Here is an 895-nt window from a genome sequence, read left to right on the forward strand (position 1 = left end):
GTCCAGGGCAGCTCGTCGAAAGCCGCCTGGATCATGCCGGTGCCCACGGAGGCCGAAGTCACGCTCGGAGAGTCTGCGGTCTTCAGTGCACTGTCCGCACTCTCTTCGCCCCGTGTCGAATACCGCGACTCCTGGTGGCCGACGTTCGGCTGGCTGACCCAGATGTTCTCCGGAAGCCAGGACGGCCTAGTCATGGCCGCGGCTCCCGACGGAGTCACCGTGCGCAGCCAGCAGCGCCTCGGGCCGTTCAACGTCACGCGACTGGCCTCGACCGATCCTCATGCGCTGGCCACATGGCTAACCCAGAAGGGGTTTGCACAGCCGCCCAGCCTGGCCGACGACCTGGCGCCGTACGTAGCGGAGGGCTGGGAGATCGTGGCCGTTCAGCTGTTCCCCGACGCGGCCGGTCAGACGCTCACCGGGGAGCTGCAGCCATTGCGGTTGTCGTTCGCCTCCGACACCGCGATCTACCCGATGCGGCTGTCCCGCGCGGCACAGCATCCGCTCTCCGTCGACCTGTATGTGCTGGCCGGCCACCGCATGGATCCGACGGCGCTCCCGGTAACCGGGGGTAACCCGACCTTGCAGTTCGCCGGGCGTATTTCGAGCCGCATCTCGGAGCTCAACACGTACCTCGAAGCTGGTGACTACCTGACCAGTTGGACCGACACGATCGACTCCCCCGCGTCGATCGACGGCGACTACGCCTTCGCGCCCGCCGCGGCCGACAACGACTATCGCGCGGTGGTCTACCGCGAACGTGATCGTGGCGACGTCACCGGTTTGGCCTTGTACGTAGCCGCCGCCATCGGTGCCGTGGCTGTCTTGGTGCGGGTGCTGAAGGTCCGCGGTCGCCGTCAGGCGAGGTAGGAGACCTCGTCGCGAAGGCGTTCGG

1 protein-coding gene is annotated in these 895 nt (G+C 67.3%); it reads left to right on the forward strand.

The window, feature by feature from the left end; genetic code table 11:
• On the forward strand, positions 1-870 hold an 870-nt coding region (locus IMZ11_RS42665; RefSeq protein ID WP_228649283.1), incomplete at its 5' end, for a DUF2330 domain-containing protein.
• Positions 871-895: the final 25 nt, after the last annotated feature.

Origin of the sequence: Microtetraspora sp. AC03309 (genome assembly GCF_020826795.1) — a bacterium.
Taxonomy (GTDB): Bacteria; Actinomycetota; Actinomycetes; order Streptosporangiales; family Streptosporangiaceae; genus Microtetraspora; species Microtetraspora glauca.